At 68.5% G+C, this 19,768-nt stretch carries 20 protein-coding genes and 1 riboswitch; of the genes, 19 read left to right on the top strand and 1 reads right to left on the bottom strand.

All coding sequences use genetic code 11. The features are described 5' to 3' along the window. The 14 genes from QQK43_RS10405 to QQK43_RS10340 form a co-directional block, all read left to right on the top strand. A partial coding sequence (locus tag QQK43_RS10405) for an ATP-binding cassette domain-containing protein (RefSeq protein WP_284307704.1) occupies nucleotides 1-766 on the top strand: 766 nt, incomplete at its 5' end. 48 nt (nucleotides 767-814) lie between these two features. Further along, complete coding sequence (locus QQK43_RS10400) at nucleotides 815-2,398, top strand: cytochrome ubiquinol oxidase subunit I (RefSeq protein WP_284307703.1); 1,584 nt, start codon at nucleotides 815-817, stop codon at nucleotides 2,396-2,398. A 33-nt stretch (nucleotides 2,399-2,431) separates the two neighbouring features. Further along, nucleotides 2,432-3,586 (top strand): cytochrome d ubiquinol oxidase subunit II, encoded by a 1,155-nt coding sequence (gene cydB, locus QQK43_RS10395; protein ID WP_284307702.1) that lies wholly within the window; start codon nucleotides 2,432-2,434, stop codon nucleotides 3,584-3,586. 28 nt (nucleotides 3,587-3,614) lie between these two features. Beyond that, nucleotides 3,615-3,734 carry a cytochrome bd-I oxidase subunit CydX gene (gene cydX, locus QQK43_RS10390; protein ID WP_284307701.1) on the top strand — a complete coding sequence of 40 codons (120 nt, stop codon included), beginning with the start codon at nucleotides 3,615-3,617 and terminating at the stop codon, nucleotides 3,732-3,734. Between the two features lie 43 nt (nucleotides 3,735-3,777). Beyond that, nucleotides 3,778-3,984, top strand: a riboswitch (cobalamin riboswitch). Between the two features lie 161 nt (nucleotides 3,985-4,145). Further along, a complete protein-coding gene (locus tag QQK43_RS10385; RefSeq protein ID WP_284307700.1) occupies nucleotides 4,146-4,925 on the top strand; it encodes an acyl-CoA thioesterase in 780 nt (259 codons plus the stop codon). Nucleotides 4,926-4,929: 4 nt separating this feature from the next. Next, nucleotides 4,930-5,403 (top strand): hypothetical protein, encoded by a 474-nt coding sequence (locus QQK43_RS10380; RefSeq protein ID WP_284307699.1) that lies wholly within the window; start codon nucleotides 4,930-4,932, stop codon nucleotides 5,401-5,403. Nucleotides 5,404-5,555: 152 nt separating this feature from the next. Continuing rightward, nucleotides 5,556-6,872: a GTP cyclohydrolase II gene (locus QQK43_RS10375; RefSeq protein WP_284307698.1), complete on the top strand. Its 1,317-nt coding sequence runs from the start codon at nucleotides 5,556-5,558 to the stop codon at nucleotides 6,870-6,872. Between the two features lie 2 nt (nucleotides 6,873-6,874). Beyond that, nucleotides 6,875-8,113 (top strand): URC4/urg3 family protein, encoded by a 1,239-nt coding sequence (locus QQK43_RS10370; protein WP_284307697.1) that lies wholly within the window; start codon nucleotides 6,875-6,877, stop codon nucleotides 8,111-8,113. A 30-nt stretch (nucleotides 8,114-8,143) separates the two neighbouring features. Beyond that, entirely contained in the window at nucleotides 8,144-8,773 is a 630-nt protein-coding gene (gene upp / locus QQK43_RS10365) for a uracil phosphoribosyltransferase (protein WP_284307696.1), read from the top strand. Nucleotides 8,774-8,846: 73 nt separating this feature from the next. Beyond that, entirely contained in the window at nucleotides 8,847-9,848 is a 1,002-nt protein-coding gene (locus tag QQK43_RS10360; RefSeq protein WP_234263771.1) for a BMP family protein, read from the top strand. Nucleotides 9,849-9,887: 39 nt separating this feature from the next. Further along, nucleotides 9,888-10,868 carry a 5'-methylthioadenosine/S-adenosylhomocysteine nucleosidase gene (locus QQK43_RS10355; protein WP_370465254.1) on the top strand — a complete coding sequence of 327 codons (981 nt, stop codon included), beginning with the start codon at nucleotides 9,888-9,890 and terminating at the stop codon, nucleotides 10,866-10,868. Further along, the gene (locus tag QQK43_RS10350; protein ID WP_284307695.1) at nucleotides 10,856-12,601 is read left to right on the top strand and encodes an ABC transporter ATP-binding protein; all 1,746 of its coding nucleotides are present in this window, start codon (nucleotides 10,856-10,858) and stop codon (nucleotides 12,599-12,601) included. The genes QQK43_RS10355 and QQK43_RS10350 overlap by 13 nt, the downstream gene beginning before the upstream one ends. Beyond that, complete coding sequence (locus tag QQK43_RS10345; protein WP_284307694.1) at nucleotides 12,591-13,652, top strand: ABC transporter permease; 1,062 nt, start codon at nucleotides 12,591-12,593, stop codon at nucleotides 13,650-13,652. Before QQK43_RS10350 ends, QQK43_RS10345 begins: the two co-directional genes overlap by 11 nt. Nucleotides 13,653-13,655: 3 nt before the next feature. After that, complete coding sequence (locus QQK43_RS10340; RefSeq protein ID WP_284307693.1) at nucleotides 13,656-14,579, top strand: ABC transporter permease; 924 nt, start codon at nucleotides 13,656-13,658, stop codon at nucleotides 14,577-14,579. 40 nt (nucleotides 14,580-14,619) lie between these two features. Here QQK43_RS10340 and QQK43_RS10335 read toward each other — a convergent pair whose 3' ends face one another. After that, nucleotides 14,620-15,147, bottom strand: coding sequence for a MarR family winged helix-turn-helix transcriptional regulator (locus QQK43_RS10335; protein ID WP_284307692.1), 528 nt, complete (start codon nucleotides 15,145-15,147; stop codon nucleotides 14,620-14,622). Nucleotides 15,148-15,294: 147 nt separating this feature from the next. Here QQK43_RS10335 and QQK43_RS10330 point away from each other — a divergent pair, with 147 nt between their 5' ends. The 5 genes from QQK43_RS10330 to QQK43_RS10310 all read left to right on the top strand — a co-directional run bounded on the left by QQK43_RS10330 (nucleotide 15,295) and on the right by QQK43_RS10310 (nucleotide 19,738). Next, a complete protein-coding gene (locus QQK43_RS10330; RefSeq protein ID WP_284307691.1) occupies nucleotides 15,295-16,212 on the top strand; it encodes a transporter substrate-binding domain-containing protein in 918 nt (305 codons plus the stop codon). 31 nt (nucleotides 16,213-16,243) lie between these two features. Then, nucleotides 16,244-17,155 carry an amino acid ABC transporter permease gene (locus QQK43_RS10325; RefSeq protein WP_284307690.1) on the top strand — a complete coding sequence of 304 codons (912 nt, stop codon included), beginning with the start codon at nucleotides 16,244-16,246 and terminating at the stop codon, nucleotides 17,153-17,155. A 14-nt stretch (nucleotides 17,156-17,169) separates the two neighbouring features. Then, nucleotides 17,170-17,961 carry an amino acid ABC transporter ATP-binding protein gene (locus QQK43_RS10320; protein ID WP_284307689.1) on the top strand — a complete coding sequence of 264 codons (792 nt, stop codon included), beginning with the start codon at nucleotides 17,170-17,172 and terminating at the stop codon, nucleotides 17,959-17,961. A gap of 83 nt (nucleotides 17,962-18,044) precedes the next feature. Then, on the top strand, nucleotides 18,045-19,415 hold the full coding sequence (locus QQK43_RS10315; protein WP_284307688.1) for an acyclic terpene utilization AtuA family protein: 1,371 nt from the start codon (nucleotides 18,045-18,047) through the stop codon (nucleotides 19,413-19,415). A 2-nt stretch (nucleotides 19,416-19,417) separates the two neighbouring features. Further along, a complete protein-coding gene (locus QQK43_RS10310) occupies nucleotides 19,418-19,738 on the top strand; it encodes a DUF4387 domain-containing protein (protein ID WP_284307687.1) in 321 nt (106 codons plus the stop codon). The last annotated feature ends 30 nt before the right edge of the window (nucleotides 19,739-19,768 follow it).

The raw sequence follows: 19,768 nt of genomic DNA, 5'->3' as shown, positions 1-19,768 counted from the left end.
CGGGCGCAGCTGGCTGGCGGCACGCCGGCTGGCCCCCCGTCTGCAGGCGGGCGAGGGCGCACCGGCCACGCCGGAACCGGTGCCTGCCGACGGTGCGGCACTCGTGGTGCACGAGGCCAGCGCCACCTACCCCGGTGTGCACCAGCCCACGCTGCACCTCTTGAGCCTGCACATCGCGGTGGGCGAGCAGGTGGCGGTGATCGGCCCCAGCGGGGCGGGCAAGTCCACCCTGCTGGCGCTGGCCGCGGCCGAGCTGCGGCCGTCTGCGGGCACGGCGCGCGCGCTGCCCAGCACCTGGCTCACCCAGCGGACCGAACTGTTTCAGGACAGCCTGCGCGACAACCTGCGGCTGGCCGATCCGCAGGCCCATGATGAGCGGCTGTGGGCGGTGCTCGACGCGGCCGGCCTGGCGGCCGACGTGCGGGCGCTGCCCAACGGGCTGGACACGCCGCTGGGCGAAGGCGGGCTGGGGCTGTCGGGTGGGCAGATGCGCCGCCTGGCGCTGGCCCGGCTGCTGCTGCGCCCGACCCCGCTGTGGTTGCTGGACGAACCGACCGAAGGCCTGGACCCACCCATTGCGCGCGACGTGTTGCAGCGGCTGCGGTCCCACGCCCAGGGGCGGACGCTGCTGATCGCCACCCATCTGCGGCGCGAGGCCGCGCTGGCCGACCGCCTGCTGGTGTTCCGGCAGGGCCGTCTGGTCGACGACCTGCGCCGGGGCTCGGCCGGATTTGCCGCTGCCTTGCAGGCCTTGCGGCCTGATTGACTGATTTTTTTGTGTTCTCGATCTGATCCCCTCGAAAGGAAACCTGCCATGGATCTCGACATCGTCGGCCTGTCAAGGCTGCAGTTCGCGATGACTGCGCTCTACCACTTTCTGTTCGTACCGCTCACGCTCGGGCTGTCGATCCTGCTGGCCATCATGGAGACCGTCTACGTGATGACCGGCCGCCCCATCTGGCGGCAGATGACCAAATTCTGGGGCGTTCTGTTCGGCATCAACTTCGCGCTCGGTGTCTCCACCGGCATCGTCATGGAGTTCCAGTTCGGCATGAACTGGAGCTACTACAGCCACTACGTGGGCGACATCTTCGGCGCACCGCTGGCCATCGAAGGGCTGATGGCCTTCTTCCTGGAAGCCACCTTTGTCGGCATGTTCTTCTTCGGCTGGGAGCGCATGTCCAAGGTGGCGCACTGCGTGGTGACCTGGCTGGTCGCGCTGGGCACCAACTTCTCGGCCCTGTGGATCCTGATCGCCAACGGCTGGATGCAGAACCCCGTGGGCGCCAAGCTCAACCCGCAGACCCTGCGCATGGAGGTGGACAGCTTCTACGAGGTGCTGTTCAACCCGGTGGCGCAGGCCAAGTTCGTGCACACGGTGTCGGCCGGCTACACCGTGGCCGCGCTGTTCGTGCTGGGCGTGTCGGCCTGGTACGTGCTCAAGGGCCGGCACACCGAACTGGCCAAGCGCTCGATGACGGTGGCGGCTTCGTTCGGCCTGGCCGCTGCGCTGTCGGTGGTGGTGCTGGGCGATGAAAGCGGTTACGCCACGAGCGAACACCAGAAGATGAAGCTGGCGGCCATCGAAGCCATGTGGAAGACCGAGCCGGCACCGGCTTCGTTCACCGCCATCGGTCTGCCCGACCAGGCCGCGCGCCAGACCCACTACGCGGTGCACATTCCCTGGGTCATGGGCCTCATCGGCACGCGCTCGCTGACCGAAGAGATCACCGGCATCGAAGACCTGGTGACGGCCGCCAAGGGCCGCATCCGCGAAGGCCAGCAGGCCTACGACACCTTGCAGAAGATCCGCGCGCTGGGCGCGGGCGTGCCCATCCCGTCGGACCTGCAACAGGCGTTTGACGCACAAGGGCGTTCGCTGGGCTACGCCCTGCTGCTCAAGCCCTATGTGGACGACCCGCGCCAGGCCACGGAGGCGCAGATCGAGAAGGCGGCCTGGGACACCGTGCCCCAGGTGGCGCCGCTGTTCTGGTCCTTCCGCCTGATGGTCGGCCTGGGGTTGTTCTTCATCGTGCTCACGGCCACGTTCTTCTGGCTGTCGGCGCGCCGCCGCCTGGATGCCCACCCCTGGCTGCTCAGGCTGGCGGTGTGGTCGATTCCCTTGCCCTGGATCGCCGCCGAAGCCGGCTGGATCGTGGCCGAACTGGGCCGCCAGCCCTGGGCGGTGGAAGGTGTTCTGCCCACGGCCGTGGCCGTGTCCGAACTCGGCGCCAGCACCGTGCTGTTCACGCTGCTGGGCTTCGTGGCCATCTACACGGTGCTGATCGTGGTGGAGATGAAGCTCATGCTCAAGGCCATCCGCAAAGGCCCCGAGCCGGACGCCCCGCCGGCTGCCGGCGCCGACGTGCCCCTCATCGGCAAGGTGCATACCGCCTGACCGCCCCACCCACGCTCACTGCGGAGAAATTCCATGATTCTTCATACCCTTCTGGACTACGACGTCCTGCGTGTCATCTGGTGGCTGCTGCTCGGTGTGCTGCTGATCGGCTTTGCCGTCACCGACGGCTTCGACCTCGGGGTCGGTGCGCTGCTGCCCTTCGTCGCCCGCACCGATCTGGAGCGGCGTGTCGTCATCAACACCATCGGCCCGGTGTGGGAAGGCAACCAGGTGTGGCTGGTGCTCGGCGGCGGCGCGATCTTCGCGGCCTGGCCCCACATCTACGCCATGTCTTTCTCGGGCTTCTACCTCGCCATGTTTGCGGCGCTGTTCGCGCTCATCCTGCGGCCGGTGGGCTTCAAGTACCGCAGCAAGCGCGAAAGCGCGACCTGGCGCAGCGCCTGGGACTGGGCGCTGTTCGTCGGCGGCTTCGTGCCGGCGCTGATCTTCGGCGTGGCCATCGGCAACGTGCTGCAGGGCGTGCCGTTCCGCTTCACCGACGACATGCGGATGATCTACGAAGGCACGTTCTTCGGCCTGCTCAACCCGTATGCGGTGCTGTGCGGTCTGGTGTCGGTGACGATGCTGGTCATGCACGGCGGCGCCTGGCTGACGCTCAAGACCGAAGGCACCGTGGCCGAGCGGGCACGCCGCTTCGCCTCGCTGGCGGCCCTGGGCACCCTGGTGCTGTACGCGCTGGCCGGGTGGCTGCTGTGGGCCTTCGTGGCCGGCTACCAGTTGAGCAGCCCGCACCTGGCCAATGGCCCGTCCAATCCGCTGCTCAAGACCGTGACCGCCGGCGTGGCGGGCGCCTGGTTCAGCAACTACCAGCAGCACCCCTGGACCCTGCTGGCTCCGGCGCTGGGCTTTGCCGGCACGCTGGCGGCGCTGCTGGGTCTGCGCGCGCGCTGGGAAGGCCTCACGGTGGTGTTCAGCGGGCTGGGCATCGCCGGCATCATCCTGAGCGTGGGCGCGTCGATGTTCCCCTTCATCGTGCCTTCGTCGATCGACCTGCGCTCGGCGCTGATGGTCTGGGACGCTTCGTCGAGCCACAAGACCCTGTTCATCATGCTGGTGTGCGCGGTGATCTTCGTGCCGCTGATCCTGGCTTACACGAGCTGGGTGTACCGCGTCATGTGGGGCAAGGTGCGCACCCGCGACATCACCCATGGCGACCACGCCTACTGATTCCACCAGACCCTGAAAGGACATCCTCATGTGGTACTTCGCCTGGATCCTCGGCCTGTTGCTGGCCGCCGCTTTTGCCGTGCTCAACGCCATGTGGTACGAACTGATCGACGACGAGGCCGCGAAAAAGCGCGCGCCGCAGCGCTGACCGACCCCCGGGGCCGGCCCGCCCGGCGGCACAGGGCGGCCGTATACTGCGCCGGCCCCGCGGTTTCTTGCCCCACCGCAAGAATGAAAAGGGAACGACAGAACGGTTGATCACCAACCCAGTCTGTGGCTGCCCCCGCAACTGTGATCGGCGAGTCCGCTGCCCTCCACGCCACTGGCTTCGTGCCGGGAAGGCTGGCAGCGGATGACGACCCGAGAGCCAGGAGACCTGCCACGGGGCGGTGTGTGTGTCTGTGCCTGGGCGGGGTGTCCCGGAGCGGGACCGTTCCGCGTGGCAAACCCTTGTCTACCGCTGCCGTGGCGCTCCGTGCCGCGGGCATCCGGGCGGGCTCGCGCGCGGAGGCCGTCTTGCGATCGGTGTGCGCTTCGCCTCCTTCAACGGAGGTCTGTCTTGTCCGAATCTGTCGTTTTCCCGGCGCCCGCATCCGCGGCGGCGCTGCCCACCCCCCTGGTCGTGGTCGACCTGGTGTGGCCCGACCAATCCAACCACCACGGCACGCTGTTCGGCGGTGCGGCGCTGGCCATGCTCGACCGCCTGGCGTTCATCATGGGCAGCAAGGCGCTGCGCGGCGCGGTGGTCACCGCCGCCGTGGGGCGCCTGGACTTCGCGTCGCCCGCGCCGGCCGGTTTTGCGGTCGAATGCCAGGCCCGCGTGCTGCAGCGCGGCCGCCGGTCGGCCACCGTGGAAGCCAGTCTGACGGCCGAAGACCTGCTCAGCGGCGAGCGGGTGCACTGCCTGCGCGGCGAATTCGTGATGGTGCGCCAGGCCGGGACCGAACCGGCCACCGCCATCGCGCCGGAGGCGGCGGACGGTCCGGCCGATGGCGCCTCGCCGGCGGGCTGGGCACGGGTGGCCGAAATCGTGTTCCCGGGCCATGCCAACCACCGTGGCGTGCTGCACGGCGGGCCGGCCATGGCCTGGATGGCCAAGGCCGGGTTCGTTGCGGCCACGCGGCAGGTGCGGCGCAGCGTGGTGATGGCCGCGAGCGAACGCATGGACTTCGTCGCCCCCGCCGTCGTTGGCGATGTGGTCGAGGTCACGGCGCGCGTGACGGGCACCGGCCAGCGTTCGGTGCGGGTGCAGGTCGAGCTCTGGGCCGAGTCGCCGGTCACCGGGGCGCGCCACCGCTGCACATCGGCGGAGCTGGTCTATGTGGCGGTCGACGCTTGAGCTCGTGCCGCTGTCAGCGGAGGACCGCCGCGCGCTGGCGGTGCACCTGCTGGCCCTGGACACCGACGACCGGTACGCCCGCTTCGGTTGCACGCTGGGCGACGCCGCGCTGCGGAACTGGGTGCGCGGCATTTCCTGGCCGGCCCAGCGCTGGTGGGGCTGGCGCCGGCGAACCGGAGCAGGCCTGCTGGCCGCCCTGCAACTGGTGCCCACGGCCGAACCCGGGGCCTGGGAGCTGGCGCTGAGCGTGCAGCGGCCCGTGCGCCGCCTCGGGCTCGGCACGGCCTTGCTGTCGGCCGCGGTCTGCCGGGCCGACACCGAACTGCACTGCCTGCTGGGCCACCACGGGCATGGGGCACTGGTGGCGATGGGGCGGCGGCTGGGGTATGGCGTGCAGCTGTCCGGACAGCCGCCCCGTGTCCGCCTGCAGGTGGGTACCCGGGGGGCGCCAGGGGAAGCTGAAATGGGGCAGGGCTGAAACGGTCGCTCCGCGCAAGGTGCACCGCATTGGGGCAAATCCGCTGTCGACGTGTGGCATGGTTTTTGTTACGGTTTTGACCAGTTGGTCCAAAAAACCGGCTCATACCGGCACCCCGTGTCCCCCTGCGCCTTTTTCTGAGGAGGCCTTTCATGTCTGAAGACGCCGCTCCCGCCGTGGCCCCGGCCGCGCTGCCGCCATCGGCCCAGTCGCCGCACCCGCGCCACATCCGGCTCACCTCGCATTCGGGCGGCTTCGGCGCCCTGCCCATCCGGTGGGGCGCGGTGACGGCGCGCGAGCGCGGGCCGCTGGTGGGCACCACCACCAACCGCGCGCACCGCAACGTGATCGGCACGCACAGTGGCAGCTACAGCGTCTACCGGGCGCTGGCCGTGGCGGCGGGCGCGCTCAGTCGCGAGCACAAGGCCGACCTGACGAACACCGCGCCGACCGACGTGATCGGGCCCTACCCGCAGTGGGCCGACCCGGGCAAGATCGTCAGCATGGACCCCTGGGGCGCCGAGGTGGCGCGCGAATACGCCACCGAACTGGCGGCGGGCTACGACATCCGCCCCACCATCGCGGTGACCAAGGCGCACGTGATCCTGCCCGAGGTGATCGAGGCGGTGCAGAAAGGGCGCCTCAAGCCCGACGGCAAGCTGCTGCTCGAAGGCGGCGCGGCGCTGGTGACCAAGGTGGCGGTCGAGCCCGTGTGGTACCTGCCCGAGGTCGCCAAACGTTTCGGCTGTTCCGAAACCGATCTGCGCCGCGTGCTGTTCGAAGAAACCGGCGGCATGTACCCCGAACTCGTCACGCGGTCCGACCTGGACGTGTTCCTGCCGCCCATCGGCGGGCAGACCGTCTACATCTTTGGCGACCCGCGCGATCTGGCCAACCCCGAGGTGGAACTGACCGCACGCGTGCACGACGAGTGCAACGGCTCCGACGTGTTCGGCTCCGACATCTGCACCTGCCGGCCCTACCTCACGCACGCCATCGAAGAGTGCATTCTGGGCGCGCAGGCCCAGGAGGCTGGTGGCCGTGGCGGCGTGGGCCTGGTGGCCTATTCGCGCAAGGAAGGCCGGGCGCTGGGCGAGGTGACCAAGTTCCTGGTCTACAACGCGCGCAAGCGCCAGGTCGGCGGCGACACGGCCGACCAGTACTTCGCCCGCACCGAATGCGTGGCCGGCGTGCAGGACATGCGCTTCCAGGAGCTCATGCCCGACGTGCTGCACTGGCTGGGCATCCGCAAGATCCACCGGCTGGTGTCGATGAGCAACATGAAGTACGACGCGATCACCGGCTCGGGCATCGAGGTCGGCGTGCGCGTGAACATCCCGGACGAACTCATCCCGGCCGATGCGCGCGTGGAGATGGACGCCAAGATGGCGGCCGGCTACTTCACCCCCGGCGCCGTGCCCGATGCCGAGGAGCTCAAGAAGGCCAAGGGCCGGGGGCTGGACGCGTGAGCATGGCCGACACCGACACCACCACTGCGGCGGGCGCGGCGCAGGCGCTGCGTGCCACCACCGCCATCCGCGAACGCGCCCATGCCTTGCTGGCGCTGGCGCGGCGCGGCGAATCGGCGTTTTTTGCCATCCACGACGGCGCCCTGCCGGAGGCGGCGCGCACCGTGGCCGAGGTCACGCGTTCGCGCTACCCGGACCTGCGCATTCCGTACCACAGCCGCTGGCGCCACTTCGAGGCCGGCGGGGTGGACCGCGCCGGCCAGCTGGATGTGCTGCTGGGTGCGGTGCCGGCTGCGGCGCGCGCGCGGGCACAGATCGACCTGGCGCTGGTGAGCGTGCTGCTCGATGCCGGTGCGGGCGCGGCCTGGGGCTACCAGGAGGCCGGCAGCGGCCAGCGCTTTACCCGCTCCGAAGGCCTGGGCGTGGCCAGCTTCCACGCCTTCGTGGCAGGGCTGTTCTCCAGCGATCCCGAACAGCCGCTGCGCGCGGATGCGGCCGGCTTGCGCGCCGTGACCGCCGAACGGCTCGGGGCGGCTTTCCAGGTGGGGGCCGACAACCCGCTGATCGGGCTGGAAGGGCGCGCCGCGCTGCTGCGCCGCCTGGGCGAGGTGCTGGCGGCGCAGCCCGGCAGCTTCGGCCCGCTGGGCCGGCCGGGCGGGCTGTTCGATGCGCTGGTGGGGACCGAGCGGCGGGCCATCGAGGCGCACGACGTGCTGCAGGCGCTGCTGGACACGCTGTCGGACATCTGGCCGGCGCAGAACGCCATCGACGGCGTGTCGCTGGGCGATTGCTGGCCGCACCCGGCCGTGCAGGGCCCGGGGCTCACGCGCGGCTGGATGCCGTTCCACAAGCTGTCGCAGTGGCTGACCTATTCGCTGCTGGAGCCCTTCGAATGGGCGGGCGTGGCGGTGCAGGGGCTCGATGCCCTGACCGGCCTGCCCGAATACCGCAACGGCGGTCTGCTGCTCGACGCCGGCGTGCTTCAGCCCCTGCCGCCCGATGCCACCACCCGCACCTGGCAGGTGGGCGATCCCTTCATCGTGGAATGGCGCGCGCTCACGGTGGCCCTGCTCGACGAGCTGGCCCCGCTGGTGCGCGGCGAACTGCGGCTGACCCCGGACCGCCTGCCCCTGGCCTGCGTGCTCGAAGGCGGCACCTGGGCGGCCGGCCGCGTGCTGGCACAACGTTTGCGAGGCGGTCTGCCGCCTCTGGCCATCGACAGCGATGGCACGGTTTTCTGAACATTTCTCCCGACCCGAGAGGCCTTCACCATGAGCAATGTCCACGTCATCGATCATCCCCTGGTGCAGCACAAGCTCACGCTCATGCGCCGCAGGGACGCCAGCACCAACAGCTTCCGCCGCCTGCTGGGCGAGCTGGCCATGCTCATGACCTACGAGGTCACGCGCGACCTGCCGCTGCAGGACATCGAGGTCGAAACCCCGCTGGAACTCACCACCGGCAAGGTCATGGACGGCAAGAAGCTGGTCTTCGTGTCCATCCTGCGTGCGGGCACCGGCATCCTGGACGGCATGCTCAGCGTGGTGCCCGGCGCGCGCGTGGGCCACATCGGCCTGTACCGCGACCCCAAGACGTTGACCGCCGTCGAGTACTACTTCAAGATGCCTGGCGAGATGCAGGAGCGCGACATCGTCGTGGTCGACCCGATGCTGGCCACCGGCAATTCGGCCGTGGCGGCGGTGGACCGGCTCAAGGAACTGGGCCCGAAATCCATCAAGTTCGTCTGCCTGCTGGCCGCACCCGAAGGCGTGGCCACGCTGCAGCAGGCCCACCCCGACGTGCCGATCTACACCGCCGCGATCGACCGCGAACTCGACAGCCACGGCTACATCCTGCCGGGCCTGGGCGACGCGGGCGACCGCATCTTCGGCACCCAATGAGGGCTGCGTTCCCGGCCAGCGTTTTCCGGTTTTCCGTCCCGCCATCCTCCACCCCTTCGCAGGAGTTCCCGCCATGCCGTTCCCCGCTCTCCCACGCCGTCACCTGATGGCCCTGGCCGCCGCCCTGGCGGTTGCCGCGCCCGGCTTCGCCCAGGCCCAGGCCAAGCTCAAGGTGGCCGCCATCTACACCGTGCCGTTCGAGCAGCAGTGGGTCAGCCGCATCCACAAGGCGCTCAAGGCCGCCGAGGCGCGGGGCGAGATCGAATACAAGGCCAGCGAGAACGTGGCCAACGCCGACTACGAGCGCGTCATGCGCGAGTACGCCACGGGCGGCAACCAGCTCATCGTCGGCGAGGCCTTCGCGGTGGAGACGGCGGCGCGCAAGGTCGCCAAGGACTTCCCCAAGACCTCGTTCCTGCTGGGTTCCTCGGGCAAGCCGCAGGCGCCCAACTTCAGCGTCTTCGACAACTACATCCAGGAGCCGGCCTACCTCAGCGGCATGATCGCCGGCGGCATGACCAAGAGCGGCAAGATCGGCATGGTCGGCGGCTTCCCGATCCCCGAGGTCAACCGCCTGATGCACGCCTTCATGGCCGGCGCCAAGGAAACCAACCCGAAGGTCGAGTTCACGGTGACCTTCATCAACAGCTGGTTCGACCCGCCCAAGGCCAAGGAAGCGGCGTTCGCCATGATCGACAAGGGGGCCGACGTGCTGTACGCCGAACGTTTTGGCGTCAGCGACGCGGCCAAGGAGCGCAAGGTGCTGGCCATCGGCAACGTGATCGACACCCAGGCCGACTACCCCGACACCGTGGTGGCCTCGGCCCTGTGGCACATGGAGCCCAGCATCGACGCGGCCATCAAGGCGGTCAAGGCCGGCGCTTTCAAGGCCGAGGACTACGGCCCGTATTCGATGATGAAGCACAAGGGCAGCAGCCTGGCGCCGCTGGGCACGTTCGAGAAGAAGGTGCCGGCCGACATCGTGGCCAAGGTCAAGGCCAAGGAAGCCGACATCCTGGCGGGCAAGTTCACCGTGAAGGTGGACGACACCCAGCCCAAGTCCACAACCAAATGACCTGACCGACCTGACCGGTCGCCAGGAAGGGAACTGCCCATGAATGTCTGGAAACACTGCCGCACCGCAGGCGCGGCCTGCGCCCTCGGGGTTGGGCTGTTGCTCGGGGGCTGTGCCGGCCCCGGGCCGCAGTCGGCCACGGCCGCGATGCCTGCCAAGGCCGCCACCGCGGCCGCCCGCCTGGACAACACCCCGCGTGTGGCGGTGCTCTCGGCCTTTGCGCCCGAGCTGACGCTGCTGCGCCGCCAACTGGCCGATCCGGTCACCCACCAGGTGCAGGGCGTGGAATTCACCACCGGCGTGCTGGCCGGTCGGCCGGTGGTGCTGTTCCTCTCGGGCATCAGCATGGTCAACGCCGCCATGAACACGCAGCGTGTGCTCGACCGCTTCAACGTGCAGGCGCTGGTGTTCAGCGGCATCGCCGGCGGCGTGAACCCGGGCCTGCACATCGGCGACGTGTCGGTGCCGCAGCAATGGGGCCAGTACCTGGAGGTGCTGATCGCGCGCGAAACCGCGCCGGGCCGCTATACGGCGCCGCCCTTCATGAAGGACGCCATGCATCCCAACTACGGCATGTTCTTCCCGCGCACGGTCGAGGTGGTGACGGTGCAGCAGCCCCAGGTGCACCGCAAGTTCTGGTTCGAGGTCGACCCCGGCATGCTGGCCGCAGCGCGCCAGTTGAAGGTGCCGCTGTCGGCCTGTACCGCGCCGGGCAAGTGCCTGTCGAACCCGCCCAAGCTGGTGGTGGGCGGCAACGGCGTTTCGGGCCAGGCCTTCATGGACAACGCGGCCTTCCGCGAATACACCTTCAAGACGTTTGAAGCCAACGTGCTCGACATGGAAACCGCGGCCGTGGGCCAGGTGGCCTACAGCAACGGCGTGCCGTACATCGCCTTCCGCTCGCTGAGCGACCTGGCCGGTGGCGGCGACGGTGAAAACGAAATGGGCACCTTCTTCGGGCTGGCGGCCGACAACTCCGCCAAGGTGCTGCTGGCCTTCCTGCGCGCGTGGCAGCCGTGAACCCAGCGCCGCCCGCGCCGGGCGAGCGTCCCACGGTGCTGCGCCTGGACGGCATCACCAAACGCTTCGGCGCCCTGGTGGCGAACGACGGCATTTCGCTGACGCTGCGCGAAGGTGAGGTGCTGGCGCTGCTGGGCGAAAACGGGGCGGGCAAATCGACGCTGGTGTCGATCCTGTTCGGGCATTACGTGGCCGATGAAGGGCAGATCGAGGTCTTCGGTCAGCCGCTGCCCCCCGGCAACCCGCGTGCGGCGCTGGCCGCCGGCATTGGCATGGTGCACCAGCACTTCACGCTGGCCGACAACCTGTCGGTGCTCGACAACGTGCTGATGGGCACCGAACCGCTCTGGCGCTGGCGTTCGCGCCGTGCCGAAGCCAGGGCGCGCCTGCTGGCCGTGGCCGGCCGCTTTGGCCTGCCGGTGGTGCCCGACGCCCTGGTGGGCAGCCTCTCGGTGGGCGAGCGCCAGCGGGTGGAAATTCTCAAGGCGCTGTACCGGGGCGCACGCATCCTCATTCTTGATGAGCCCACCGCGGTGCTCACACCGCAGGAGAGCGAAGGGCTGTTCGACACGCTGTCGCAGATGGTGGCGCAGGGGCTGTCGATCATCTTCATCAGCCACAAGCTGGCCGAGGTGCTGCGGGTGTCGCACCGCGTGGCCGTGCTGCGCCAGGGCCGGCTCGTGGCCGAAGCACCGGCCGCCGGCACCACGCCCGCGCAGCTGGCGCAATGGATGGTGGGCCATGCGGTGGCCGCGCCCGAACGCCACCCTTCGCAACGCGTGGGTGAGGTGGTGTGCGAGCTCGCGGGTGTGAGCACGCCGGCCGGCGTGCGCGACCGGCTCGACAACGTGTCATTGCGTCTGCACGCGGGCGAGATCGTTGCCGTTGCCGGTGTCTCCGGCAACGGGCAGGTGGCCCTGGCCGAGCTGCTGTGCGGTGTGCGCAGCGCCAGCGAGGGCGACGTGCGCCTGGGTGATCAGGGGCTGCCGGCTTCGCCCGCCTGGCTGGTGGCGCATGGCGTGGCCCGCATCCCCGAAGACCGCCATGCCGTGGGCGTGGTGGGCGATCTGCCGGTGTGGGAGAACGCCGTGTCCGAGCGCCTGCGCACGCCCGCGTTTTCGCGCGGACCGTGGGTCCGCCGCGACGCTGCGCGCCGGCACGCCCAGCGGGTCATCGATGCCTTCGACGTGCGCGGCGGCGGCCCGCTCGCCGCCGCGCGTTCGCTCTCGGGGGGGAACATGCAAAAACTGATTCTGGGCCGGGCGCTGATGGCGCCGGAGGCGGACGAGACGATGAACGAAGACCCCGTCGCGCAGCCGGGGAGCGCGGGGGAGCCCGTGACTTGGGTGGATTCCCGCCTGCGCGGGAATGTCGGTGTTGGGGTGTCTGCGCCCAACGCAGCGGTGGCGTGTGCGCCGTCTGCCCCCTCGGGAGGCAGCGAGCCGTGCCAGCAGCGGAACAGGGGCGCCCCCTTCCTCATCGTGGCCCACCAGCCCACCTGGGGGCTCGACATCGGCGCCGTGGCCTATGTGCAGCAGCAACTCATTGCCGCGCGCGATGCCGGTGCCGCCGTGCTCGTGATCTCCGACGATCTGGAAGAGGTGATGACGCTGGGCGACCGCATCGCGGTCATGCACCACGGCCGACTCACCCAGGCGCTGCCGGCCGAGGTCTGGACGCGCGAAAGCATTGGCCTGGCCATGGCCGGGCACGGGAGCGGACATGCGGCTTGAGCGGCGCAGCCAGGCCTCTGCCGCCGCCCTGGTGCTGGCGCCGCTGGGTGCGGTCGCTTTCACGCTGCTGGTGAGCAGCCTGCTCGTGCTGTGGGCCGGTGCCCCGGTCGGGCAGACCTACGGTTTGCTGCTGCAGGGTGCTTTCGGTTCGCTGTTTGCGTGGAGCGAAACGCTCACGCGCGCGATCCCGCTCATCCTCACCGGGCTGGCGGCCACGGTGGCCTTCCGGGCACGGCTGTTCAACATCGGCGCCGAAGGCCAGTTGTATGCCGGGGCACTGGCCGCCGTGGCCGTGGGCGGCCTGCACGGCGGCGAGGGGCTGGCGCTGCCGCTGTGGTTGCTGTTCCCGCTGATGATGCTGGCCGCCGCGCTGGCCGGGGCGCTGCTGCTGCTCGGGCCCGCGCTCATGAAGCAACGCCTGGGCGTGGACGAGGTGGTGACCACGCTGCTGCTCAACTTCATCGTGCTGCTGCTGGTCTCGGCCTTGCTCGACGGCGTGATGAAGGACCCGATGGCCATGGGCTGGCCGCAGAGCGTGTCGCTGGTGTCCGAGCTGGAACTGTCGCGCCTGGTCGAAGGCACGCGCGTGCACAGCGGCCTGATCGGGGCGGTGCTGCTGGCACTGCTGGTCTGGGCGCTGTTCAAGTACACCGTGCTGGGGTTCGACATCCGGGCCGTGGGTGCCAACCCGCGTGCTGCCGCGTTCGCGGGCGTGCCGGTCACCCGCACCGTGGTGCTGGTGGCCTTGCTTTCGGGCGCGCTGGCCGGGCTGGCCGGGGCCATCGAGGTCGCGGGCCGCGCCAGCTACGTGACCCTGGACATGTCGCCGGGCTACGGCTACAGCGGCATCGTGATCGCGATGCTCGCCGGGCTGAACCCGCTGGGCGTGATCGCGGCCGGGGTGTTCGTGGCCGGCGTGCTGGTGGGCGCCGACAGCATGAGCCGCGCCATCGGCGTGCCCACCTACCTGGCCGACGTGATCGTGGCCGTGGCGCTGCTGTCGGTGCTGGTGGCCACGCTGCTGGCGCAGTACCGCCTGAGGTGGAGGTAGGGCATGACCGAAATGATCGAGATCCTGCTCAACCCCGCGTTCTGGGTCGCGGTGCTGCGCATCGCCACGCCCTTGATCCTGGGCACGCTGGGCGTGTTGTGGTGCGAACGCGCCGGGGTGCTCAACCTGGGCATCGAGGGCATCATGGTCGCCGGCGCGTTCGCGGGCTGGCTCGCGGTCTACCAGGGCCTGCCGCTGTGGGGCGGTGTGGCGGTGGCCGCGCTGGCGGGCGCGGCCTTCGGCCTGCTGCACGCGCTGCTCACCGTGGGCCTGGCGCTGTCGCAACACGTGGCGGGTCTGGGCATCACGCTGCTGGCGACGGCGCTCTCGTACTACGGCTACCGGGTGGCGTTTCCGAAGGTGAGCACGCCGCCGACCATCGCGCCGTTCGCACCCATGGAAGGGCTGGGCATTCCGGTGCTGTCGGCGCAAACGCCGCTGACGCTGCTGGCCATCCTCCTGGTGCCGCTGTCGGCCTGGGTGCTGTTCCGCACGCCCGTGGGGCTGGCGGTGCGCATGGTGGGCGAGAACCCGCAGGCCGCCGAAGGGCAGGGCGTGTCGGTGGCGGCGGTGCGCACGGGCGCCATCGTGGCCGGTTCTGCGCTGATGGGGGTGGCTGGCAGCTTCCTCACGCTTTCGGCGTTCAACGCCTTCTTCTTCAACATGGTCAACGGCCGTGGCTGGATCTGCGTGGCGCTGGTGGTGTTTGCCTCGTGGCGGCCGGGCAAGGCGCTGCTGGGGGCCCTGCTGTTCGCCTTCTTCGACGCGCTGCAACTGCGCCTGCAGCAAGCGGGCGCGAGCACCATTCCCTATCAGGTCTACCTGATGCTGCCGTATGTGCTGTCCATCCTGGCGCTGGTGCTGGTGGCCCGCAAGGCGGCCTATCCGCAGGCGCTGATGAAGCCTTATCGCCAGGGCGAACGCTGAGTCGTCCTCCGCCACTGCGGGCGTTGTGACCATTCCCTGCTCATTCGTCCCGGGTGATCTCTTCCGCGCGCGTGGTGAGTTTTTCCAGTGTGCGTGCGAAGGCCGCCAGTTCCTCCGCTTCGAGCACGTCGAACAACAGCTTGTTCTGGGCTTCGGAATGCGGCGCAATGGTCCTGAACAAGGCATCGCCTGCGGTGGTCAGCCACAGCAGCATGCGGCGATGGTTGTCGGGGTCGCGGGCTTCCTCGACCAGGCCCCGTTTTCGCAGCGCGATCACGGCACGGCTGATGTTCATCGGGTGCAGTCCGGTGGAGGCGCTGATGTCCTGGGCGGCGCTGCCAGGCCGGCTGGCCAGTACCACGATGGAGCGCCATTCGTTGAGGGTCAGCGAATGCTGCTTTGCGAATTGCCCGAAGAACGGGCGGGTCATCAGATTGGTGAGCTTGAGCAAGCGAAAGCCTGCCATCTCAGGTGCCAGGGTGTTGGCGTCCTCCAGGGGTTTGCCCTGGCGCGTGGCGGAGCGGGCAGCGGTGGAGGCAGGGGCGACAGATCGGGACAGGGCTTTCATGGCGTCGGATTCTGAACGTTGAGCGCCATTCTCGGGAGGCACCAAGGGTCAAGGGTAAACACGGATTTCTATAACAAATGATATCGATAACATTTGATGCAAATCAAATGGCTTGCATGAGCAAGCGTACCCAACAGGAGACACCCGATGCCATCAAGACTTTCCCGATTCCTGCCCCTTGCAGGCGCAGGCCGTGTTCGAGCCCTGCGCCGTTCCCTCGTGCTGGGCGCATTGGCTGCGCTGGCCTGGAGTGCCGGCCCTGGGGCGTTCGCGCAGTCCGCGCCGCTGTTCGGCCGGCTGCCCGAGTCGGTGCGCAACGCCAAGGTGCTCAGGATGGTCGGGGACTCGTTCGCACCCTATCGCATCGTGGGCGACGACGGCAAGACCGTCACGGGCATCGATGCGGACATGGCCAAGGCGCTGGAGCCGCTGCTGGGCGTGAAGATCGAGCTGAGCATCGTCAGCAACCTGCCGGCCATGCTGGCGGGCATCGACACGGGGCGCTACGACCTGTCGGCGGGGCCGCTGCTGTCCACCAAGCCGCGCGAAGAGCGCTACGACATCCTGACCTGGTTGCTGAGCAAACCGGCCTTCGTCTTGCCGGTGAGCGGTGGGCGCAAGACGTCGCGGCTGGAGGACCTGTGCGGTTTGCGGATCGCGTTTCCGGCGGGCTCCGCGCAGGAAGCCTACGCCAACAAGGTGAGCGAACGCTGCCTGGGCAACAAGGCTCAACCCGTGCAGATGGTTCCGCTGTCCGATCAGAATGCAACGATTCTGGCGGTGCAGTCCGGCCGGGCCGATGTGTCCGGCATGCAATTGGCGGCGGCGCTCTATCTGCAGCAGCGCAACCCGGGCCGGTTCACGATCCAGACCGATGAAACCGACGGTCTGGGCATCCTGCTCCAGGGCTTTGTGCTCAAGAAGGGGTCGGAGATCAGTCCCGTGCTGCTCGATGCGCTCAAGCAGCTCTGGGCGTCCGGCGAATACGGCCGCATCATGGAAAAGTGGGGCCTTGCCCTGGCCAAGGCGCCCGAGCCCCGGTTGAACCCTTCCAGCGGCAAGTGACATGAATACGCTGACCAGCGGAACCATGCCCATGTCTTCCTCCACCGACGCTTCGCCGGGCATCGGAGCGTTCGTGCCCGTGGACGTTTCGGCGGCCCGTCATCGCACCAGCCCGCTGCGCTGGGGGCTGACGCTGTTGCTGACGGTGGCGGCTTTGCAGATCGTCTATTTCCTGTTCACGAACCCGCGGTTCGAATGGAACGTGGTGGGGAAATACCTGTTCTCGGCCAACATCCTGACCGGTCTGGGGGTGACGCTGATGCTCACCGTCGTCGCCATGGTCATCGGTATTGTGATCGGGACCATCGTCGCGGTGGCACTGTTGTCCGACTTCGGGCCGGGACGCTGGGCGGCGCAGACCTACCTGTGGGCGTTCCGGGGCACGCCGCTGCTGATCCAGCTGATCTTTTGGTACAACCTGGCGTACCTGATCCCGGACATCTCGGTCGGGCTGCCCTTCCTGCCGCCGCTGGCCCAGTGGCCGACCAACGCCGTGATCACACCGTTCCTGGCTGCCCTGCTGGGGCTGGGTCTGGCCGAAGGGGCCTACATGACCGAGATCGTGCGGGCCGGCCTGACGTCGGTGGACCCGCGCCAGCACGATGCCGCCAAGGCCCTGGGCATGACGCCGACCAAGGCGTTCTTCCGGATCATCTTTCCGCAGGCCATGCGCTTCATCATTCCGCCCACGGGCAACCAGGTTATTGGCATGGCCAAGGCGACTGCGCTGGTGAGCGTCATTGCCATGAACGACCTGTTGCACTCGGTCCAGATCATCTACAACCGCACCTACGAGATCGTGCCGCTGCTGATGGTTGCCGTGTTCTGGTACCTCGTGGTCATCACCCTGATGTATGGCTGCCAGTCGCGCCTGGAGCGCTACTACTCCCGAGGGCATCGTCGCGATGCGACGCAGGTGCCGCTGGCCTCTGAACAGGTGTGAAGACAGGACGCGCCATGGACAACCTCTCCACCACCAACAGCCCCAAGGGGCACGTGCTGCGACTGCACAAGGTCGTCAAGCGCTACGGCAGCTTCCAGGTTCTCAACGAGGTCTCGCTGGACATCGACGAGGGCGAAGTGGTTGCCGTCATCGGGCCCTCGGGCTCGGGCAAGTCGACGCTGGTGCGTTGCATCCACCAGCTCGAAACCATCGAAGGCGGATCGATCTACCTGAACGGCGAGTTGCTGGGCTACCGGCAGGACGGTGCCCACCTGCGGGCGCTCGGCCCCCGCGAGCTGGCGCGGCAGCGCCAGCAGCTCGGCATGGTGTTCCAGCAGTTCGGCTTGTTTCCCCACATGACGGTGGAGGAGAACGTGATGGAGGGGCCCGTCCAGGTTCTGGGCGACAGCACTGCCGACGCCCGCACCCGTGCTCGCCACCTGCTGGGTCGGGTGGGCCTGGCCGAGAAGGTGACGGCCTATCCCCAGATGCTTTCGGGCGGCCAGCAACAGCGCGTGGCAATTGCCCGTGCATTGGCCATGCGGCCCAAGGTCATGCTGTTCGACGAGCCGACCAGTGCCCTGGACCCCGAACTGGTGGGCGAGGTGCTTTCGGTGGTGTCCGACCTGGCCAAGGCCGGCAAGACCATGGTGATCGTCACGCACGAGATCGCGTTCGCACGCGAGGTCGCCACCCGCGTGGTGTTCATGGAAGGGGGGCGCATTCTCGAACAGGGCGATGCACGGGAAACCCTGTCCAACCCCCGGACCGACCGCCTGCGCAGCTTCCTGTCGCGGGTGATGTGAGGTGGTGGCCTTTTCTTTATCTTTTCAATAACTTTTGGTATCGATAACCAAGACAAGACAAACGACCCATGGGAAACACAGACATGACCCGCCACATTCGCTACCTCTCACCGACCGGTGTGCTGGGGGTTGGCTTCTCGGAAAACCATTTCCGCGCCGCGCTCTCCCGCGATCTGGCCTTCATCGGCTGCGACGCCGGGTCGACCGATGGCGGTCCGGCCAACCTCGGCGGCAACAAGCCCTTCTTCTCGCGGGCCGCGGTCAAGCGCGATCTGCGCATCCTGGTCACCGGCGCACGCTCCATCGGCGTGCCACTGCTGATCGGTTCGTGCGGGGGCAGCGGCGGCAACTGGAACCTGAACTGGGTGCGCGAGATCGTGTTGGAGATCGCTCAGGAGGAGGGGCTGCATTTCCGCCTGGCGGTGATCGAGTCAGAGACACCGCGCGAACTGTTGCTGAAGAAGTACCGCGAAGGCAGGATCCGGGCGCTCGATCCGGCGCCGGAGATCAGTGAGGCGGTGTTGACGGAGGCCGACCACATCGTTGCCATGATGGGCGCCGAGGCCTACGTGGCGGCGCTCGAGGGCGGTGCCGATGTGGTGCTGGCGGGGCGCTCGACCGACGCCGCCATCTTCGCCGCCATCCCGGTGGCGCGCGGCTTCCCGCCCGGTCTGTGCTGGCATGCGGCCAAGATCATGGAGTGCGGCGGCGCCGCCGTCGTCACGATGGAGAAGCCCGAGGGCATGATCTGCACGATCACCGACGAGCACTTCACGCTGGAGCCGGTGAGCCCGGTGCAGCAGTGTTCGCCGCTCAGCGTGGCGGCGCACGCGCTCTACGAGACCGCCGACCCGTACCGGATGCTGGAGCCCGGCGGCGAGATGGATCTCACCGGCGCGCGTTACGAGGCCGTCAACGAGCGTGTGGTGCGCGTCAGCGGCAGCGCGTTCAACCCCATGCCCTACACCGTCAAGCTCGAAGGCGCGAGCCGCATCGGCTACCGCGCCATGGTGCTCGGCGGCGTGCGTGACCCGGTGATCCTGGAGCAGTTCGACAGCTGGTTTGACGGCCTCAAAGACCACATTGCCGAGAACGTCGAGGCGGTCTACGGTCCCTCGATCCGCGGGCAGTACCAGATCCACTACAAGCTCTACGGCAAGTCGGGCGTGATGGGGGATCGCGAGCCGTACCCGGAGCGGATCGGCAACGAAATCGGCCTGCTCATGGTCACCCTGGCGCAGACGCAGGAGGTGGCGTATGCCATCGCCGGTCAGGCGGCGCACATGGTGCTGCACCACGCCGTGCCGCAATGGCAGGGCCTGCTGTCGAACCTGGCGTTTCCCATCGCGCCGCATTTCTGGAACCTGGGCGAGGCCTACCAGTTCGTGCTCAACCACGTGGTGGAGCTCGACGACCCGCTCGAACTGCACCACATCCGCTACGAGGAGGCCTGACCATGACCCGACTGCGCGACATCGCCAAACTTATCCGCACCAAGAACGCCGGCCCGTTCCAGCTCACGCTGGACATCATGTTCCCCGACGCGCGCAGCTATGCGCACGTGGTGGACAGCGGCGTGATCAACCCGGCTGCGATGGCAGCCTTCTTCAAGGTCGACGCATCGAAGGTGCGGCTCTTCAACTACGCGCCGGGCAATGCCATCAAGGTGACCGTGCCGCGCCTCGTCACCTCCGGCGATCCGGCCGACACCGACCTGTTCGGCGGTCAGCAGTTCGGCCCGCTGGTCGACCTCGAAGTGCCGCCGCTCGATCCCTGAGCCGGCGCACCACACACCCTCCGAACGTTA

Source organism: Hydrogenophaga electricum, from assembly GCF_030160815.1.
Classification (GTDB): Bacteria; Pseudomonadota; Gammaproteobacteria; order Burkholderiales; family Burkholderiaceae_C; genus Hydrogenophaga; species Hydrogenophaga electricum.
The sequence above is the reverse complement of the archived record's forward strand: the minus strand, read 5'-3'. Positions and strand labels throughout refer to the sequence as shown.